Source organism: Micromonospora deserti, from assembly GCF_003236335.1.
Taxonomy (GTDB): domain Bacteria; phylum Actinomycetota; class Actinomycetes; order Mycobacteriales; family Micromonosporaceae; genus Micromonospora; species Micromonospora deserti.
In genome coordinates this window covers 1-5183 of the sequence record NZ_POUB01000355.1, presented here as the reverse complement: position 1 = coordinate 5183, position 5183 = coordinate 1, and the positions used below count along the sequence as shown (strand labels likewise).

Sequence of the window (5183 nt, the reverse complement as noted above, 5' to 3'; positions counted from 1 at the left end):
ACCTCGGCCCCGCCGCCGTCCCTCTGCCGCGCGCTGTTCGACCCGGACCCGGTCCGCCTCGCATCCCGCACGATCCGACCGTTGTGGGGATCAGCCACGTTCGGCTGGGGTGTGCTGCTCGGCGGGGGTGGCCGAGGTGCGGGTACTGACGCCGGCGAGCTGCCGGGCCGAGTTGACCAGTCCGACCAGGCTGAATGCCTGCGGGGTGTTGCCCAGCTGCCGGCCGGCCACCGGGTCGTACTCCTCACTGAGCAGCCCCACGTCGTTGCGTAGGTCGAGCAGGCGCTGGAAGATCCGCTCGGCTTCGTCCACCCGACCGATGTTGTGCAGAGCATCGACCAGCCAGAACGTGCAGGCGAGGAAGGACCCCTCGGCGCCGGGCAGGCCGTCGACGTTCTCGCCGTGCTGCGGCCGGTAGCGCAGGAGAAACCCGTCGGCGCAGAGCTCGCGCTGCACCGCCTCGACCGTGCCGACGACGCGCGGGTCGCTCCACGGCAGGAACCCGGTGCGGGAGATCAGCAACAGCGCCGCGTCGAGGCCGTCCGAGCCGTAGAACTGGGTGAAGGTGTTGCGGGCCGGGTCGAAGCCCTTCTCGCAGACCTCCGCGTGGATGCGGTCGCGCAGGCGTCGCCACCGCTCGACCGGGCCGTCGAGGCCGTGCCGCTGCACGGCGGTCACGGCCCGGTCGAAGCCGGCCCAGGCCATCACCTTGGAATGCACGAACTGCCGGCGGGGACCGCGCACCTCCCAGAGGCTGTTGTCGGGCTGCTGCCAGTTGCCCTCGAGGAAGTCCAGCAACGCGCGTTGGACATCCCAGGCCTCCTCGCTCGCAGCGATGCCGGCCAACCGGCTCAGGTGCAGCCCATCCAGGACCTCACCCCACACGTCGAGTTGGAACTGCTCCGCCGCGGCGTTGCCGATGCGGACGGGGCGGGATCCGGCGTAGCCGCTCAGCCAGTCCAGGGTCTGTTCGGGGATGCGGCGGGTGCCGTCGAGGGCGTACATGATCTGCAGGTCGGCGGGGTCGCCGGCGACGGCCCGCAGCAACCACTCCCGCCATGCCTTGGCTTCGGCGACGTAACCGGTGCCGAGCAGCGCTTGCAAAGTGAAGGTGGCATCTCGCAGCCAGCAGTAGCGGTAGTCCCAGTTGCGGGGCCCGCCGAGCTGCTCGGGCAGGGAGGTGGTGGCCGCCGCGAGGATGCCCCCGGTCGGCGCGTAGGTCAGGGCCTTGAGGGTGATCAGGGCTCGGCGGACCGCGTCCGACCAGCGTCCCCCGTAGGTGCAGCGACCGATCCAGTGCCGCCAGTACCGTTCGGTGTCGGCCACCGCGGTGTCCGCGTTGACCGGGGTGGGCGGGGGCAGGTGCGACGGCTGCCAGGTGAGCACGAACGACACCCGATCGCCGGCTGCCACGGTGAACTCGGCGACGGTGCAGGGGCCCACCCCCCGCAGCGCAACGTCGGTGCGAAGCCAGGCCGCGTCCGGTCCGGCGACCGCGCCGAGGTCGTTGCCGTGGTGGCGCACCCACGGGACGATGTGGCCGTAGTCGAACCGCAACCGCAGGTCCATCCGCATGGGCACGCTGCCGGACAGCCCCTCGACCACCCGGACCACGTCGGCGGCCCGGCCCCGCGGCGGCATGCAGTCGATGACCCGCACGCTGCCCTCCGGCGTGTCCCACTCGGCTTCCAGCACCAGCGTGTCCTCCCGGTAACAACGCCGGGTGGCCGGGCCGCCCACCGCCGGAGCGAGCCGCCAGCGCCCCGCCTCGACGTCGTCGAGCAGCGCGGCGAAGCACGCCGGCGAGTCGAACCGGGGCAGGCACAGCCAGTCGATCGAACCGTCTCTGGCCACCAGCGCGGCGGTGTGCAGGTCGCCGATGACGGCGTAGTCCTCAATCGGGCGCGGCATACGGAACTCCTATCCACGGTGACAACGGCCTCGGTGTCGTCCCGTTGCGGTCAGCGCCCCGGCGAACCATGTCGCTGGGGGCACGGCCACAACGATCCACGGGTCCGCCGACGCATGCCAACTGATCGCCGGGGGTAGTACCTGGGCTTCCGGATAGGGAGGAGAGGATGTCCCGTACCACCGAAGAGGTGTTGCACGATCATCTGCGGCGGCGCCGCGATGGGGATCTCGAAGGGGACCTGCGGACCAACTACCACCCGGACGTACGCCTGCTCTCCGCCGAGGGTGTGCACCAGGGGCATGACGGGGTGCGGTATCTCGCCACCATCCTGCGCAGCTACGTCCCGGACGGGTTCTATCACTACCGCCAGGTGCTGACCAACGGGGACGTGGGGATGCTGGTCTGGTCGAGCCGGTTACCGACGAAGGACACCACTCTGCACGGGGTCGACTCGTACGTGGTCAGCGATGGTCTGTTCGTGGCCCAGACCATCTACTACCTGTCCTTCCCGCGCGAGGAGCATCCGGACATCTGATCCGCTGGCCGTTGACCTGACATGCCCTTCGTCCCGATTGGCACTCGGGTCGTGGAGTGCCTCCCACGTCCCCCGTCCATGACGTATTCCTTGCGGCCGTGGCGGGTAGCCGACGGGTGAGGGCCGATCGAGGTATCGAGGAGGCCAGCGATGAGCCAGCAGAACCTGACCCAGATGAAGACCGGCGAGGTCGCCGAGCGGGCCCGCTCGGCGGGCGTTCAGAACGTCGAGCAGATGAACAAGGACCAGATGATCCAGGCCATGGGCGGCGGGCAGCCGCAGTCGAAGCAGCCCGGCCGCGGCGGCGGCCGCGGGGACGCGCCGCAGCCCAAGGGCACGGACCCGAAGCAGTGGAAGAACGTGCCCGGCAACCAGACCTGATCTACTCCCGCCTCCAATCCTTGGTCATCTGGTCGGTGTTCTGGATTCCGGCCCGCTCGGCCTGCTCCCGCAGCTGTCCTGTCGTCATCTCCGCACGATTGCGCGCCATGGTTCCCTCCCCACTCAGTGGATGGACTGCAGCACCCGGTAGGCGTCAGCAGGATCGGTGGTGAAGCCCTTGCCCTGCTGGTCGAGCGTGCGGAAGTCGTCCAGCAGCTGCCGCGACTCCGCCTCGCTGAGCTCGTTGTCCGCCTGCTGGTCACGGCTGAGACCCTGCTCGAGCCACCGCACGATGTCGCTCCAGCTGTGCCAGTCACCGCGCCGGTAGACGACCTCGATGTCCGACTGTTGGTACTCCACGCTCGCCTCCCCGTGCTCGTGGACCAACTCGCCGCGTAGTTACCCGGCCGGTGACCGAACCAACGCAGCCGATGGCGGCGCATCGGGGCGCGGCAGGGCCAGCCGTCCCGTCAGCCGAGGGTGGTGGCGAAGCGGCGTACGGGATCGGACCACGCGTGTGGATCCCGCCACGGGAAGGTGTGCGCGCCGGGAACCTCCGTGTACTCGCCGCCGTGCGCCAGCGCGGCCAACCGGCGACCCCACCGCGGGGTGCTGATGCGGTCGGCGCGCCCTCGGATGACCAGCAGCGGCGTCGGGAGCTTGGCGATCGGCGTCTCGATCGCGTGGTCGAGGTGCACGCGGACGAGGTGCAGCATCCGGCGGATCCCTGCCCGCCGCCACTCCGGGCGATGCGTTTCCGTCAGGCCCGGTGGTTCGCGGCGCCCGTCCAGCCGCCAGCGGACGAGCAGACGTACCGGCCCCCGGGCGACCGGATCGACCGTGGGGCTGGCCAGGACGACGCCCGCGACGTCGTCGCGGCGCAGCGCGGCGTCCGCGGCTACCTGGGTGCCGCTGGAGTGCCCGGCGAGCACGACGGGACCGAGCCGCCGAGCCGCCAGCCAGTGTGCGACGGCGTCGCCGAACTGCGGGACGGTGAGCTCGAACGGGGGGTCGCCGCTTCCGCCGAAGCCGGGTAGCTCGAGCAGGTGCGCGCGGGTCCATCCGCCGAAGGCTCCGAGGCCCGGCATGAGGTAGTTGGCGACGCCCATGCCCTGGACGAGCACCAGTTCGGGTACCCCGGGCCGCCGCTCGCCGACCGACCGGCTTCGCATCCGCCCCAGCGCGCCGTCGACGTACGACGTCGTCACGCCCTGGGGAAAGGGTGGCGAATACGGTTCACCCTGGTTCCGCATGTCCCGGCTTACCCGGCAGCCGTGAACAGAACCTGTGCGGGTAGGTGCGTCGGGTGGACACGAAGCAGTGGACCGACTGTTTTGACGGTGGTTCGCAGGGTATTCGCGCGGATGATGCGAGCTAGGGATCTTGTCGTCGTGGTCACTGGAGCGTCCAGTGGTATCGGGCGGGCCGCCGCGTACGCCTTCGCCGACCGGCGATGCGCCCTGGCCCTGGCTGCCCGGAGGGATGCTGCGCTGGACCAGGTCGCGCAGGAGTGCGCGGCTCGCGGCGGAGCGGCGATCGCCGTAGCCACCGACGTCAGTGACGCAGGCGCGGTGGATGAGTTGGCCCGCCGCGCCCTGGAGCGGTACGGGCGGATCGACGTCTGGGTGAACGCCGCCGCGGTGAGCGCCTTCGGCCGGTTCGACGACATCCCGATCGAGGACTTCCGGCGGGTCCTCGACATCAACATCATGGGCTACGTACACGGCGCTCGGGCCGCCCTGCCGGTGATGCGGAAGCAGGGCCGCGGGGTACTGATCAATGTCTCGTCGATCGTCGGCGTCGTCCCCCAGCCGTACACGCACGCCTACACGATGTCGAAGTTCGCGATCCGGGCGCTGAGTGGCAGTCTGCGGCAGGAGTTGCAGGTGGAGGGCGTGCGCGGGGTCAAGGTCTGCACCCTTCTGCCGCCCACGGTCGACACACCGTTGTTCCAGCAGGCGGCGAACGTCACCGGGCGGACCGTGCGCGCGATGCCGCCGGTGTACCCGCCGGAGCGGATGGCGGACGCGATCGTCGACCTGGTGCGGCTCCCGAGACGGGAAGCTGCCGTCGGTCTCGTGAGCAGGTCGCTGCGGATGCAGTCGAGGCTGACTCCTGGGCTCGTCGAGAAGCTGATGGCCGTCCAGGTGGACCGCATGCACCTCTCCTCCGACAAGCCTGCCCCCGCGAGCTCCGGGAACCTGTACCACCCCGCGCCCGGCCCGGGGGCCGTGCACGGTGGCTGGATGCGCCGCGGGAGCCAACTCCTCCGTGTGCCGGCACGGGCGGCCCTGGTGTTCGCCGCGGCAAGCGTCGTGAGCCGTCGCCGGCGGTGACCGGGCTCCACCACTGGTA

The 5183-nt window shown here is 70.6% G+C and carries 6 protein-coding genes; 3 read left to right on the top strand and 3 right to left on the bottom strand.

Translation table 11 applies throughout. The features are described from left to right. Window positions 1–90: 90 nt before the first annotated feature. A complete protein-coding gene (locus C1I99_RS29085) occupies window positions 91–1911 on the bottom strand; it encodes a glycoside hydrolase family 15 protein (protein ID WP_111137387.1) in 1821 nt (606 codons plus the stop codon). Window positions 1912–2078: 167 nt separating this feature from the next. Here C1I99_RS29085 and C1I99_RS29080 point away from each other — a divergent pair, with 167 nt between their 5' ends. Next, the gene (locus C1I99_RS29080; RefSeq protein WP_111137386.1) at window positions 2079–2447 is read left to right on the top strand and encodes a nuclear transport factor 2 family protein; all 369 of its coding nucleotides are present in this window, start codon (window positions 2079–2081) and stop codon (window positions 2445–2447) included. A gap of 150 nt (window positions 2448–2597) precedes the next feature. Then, complete coding sequence (locus C1I99_RS29075; protein ID WP_111137385.1) at window positions 2598–2828, top strand: hypothetical protein; 231 nt, start codon at window positions 2598–2600, stop codon at window positions 2826–2828. 123 nt (window positions 2829–2951) lie between these two features. On the opposite strand, the gene C1I99_RS29070 is transcribed toward C1I99_RS29075, so the two are convergent. Further along, entirely contained in the window at window positions 2952–3188 is a 237-nt protein-coding gene (locus tag C1I99_RS29070; protein WP_146604079.1) for a hypothetical protein, read from the bottom strand. Between the two features lie 110 nt (window positions 3189–3298). Further along, window positions 3299–4036 (bottom strand): alpha/beta fold hydrolase, encoded by a 738-nt coding sequence (locus C1I99_RS29065; RefSeq protein ID WP_158554117.1) that lies wholly within the window; start codon window positions 4034–4036, stop codon window positions 3299–3301. 156 nt (window positions 4037–4192) lie between these two features. Between C1I99_RS29065 and C1I99_RS29060 the strand changes: the two genes are divergently transcribed. Further along, a complete protein-coding gene (locus C1I99_RS29060; protein ID WP_325049249.1) occupies window positions 4193–5164 on the top strand; it encodes an SDR family oxidoreductase in 972 nt (323 codons plus the stop codon). The last annotated feature ends 19 nt before the right edge of the window (window positions 5165–5183 follow it).

Excerpts from the sequence above, each read along its gene's own strand:
- C1I99_RS29085 (WP_111137387.1), bottom strand. The coding sequence starts at position 1,911 with ATGCCGCGCCCGATTGAGGACTACGCCGTCATCGGCGACCTGCACACC.
- C1I99_RS29080 (WP_111137386.1), top strand. The coding sequence starts at position 2,079 with ATGTCCCGTACCACCGAAGAGGTGTTGCACGATCATCTGCGGCGGCGC.
- C1I99_RS29075 (WP_111137385.1), top strand. The coding sequence starts at position 2,598 with ATGAGCCAGCAGAACCTGACCCAGATGAAGACCGGCGAGGTCGCCGAG.
- C1I99_RS29060 (WP_325049249.1), top strand. The coding sequence starts at position 4,193 with ATGATGCGAGCTAGGGATCTTGTCGTCGTGGTCACTGGAGCGTCCAGT.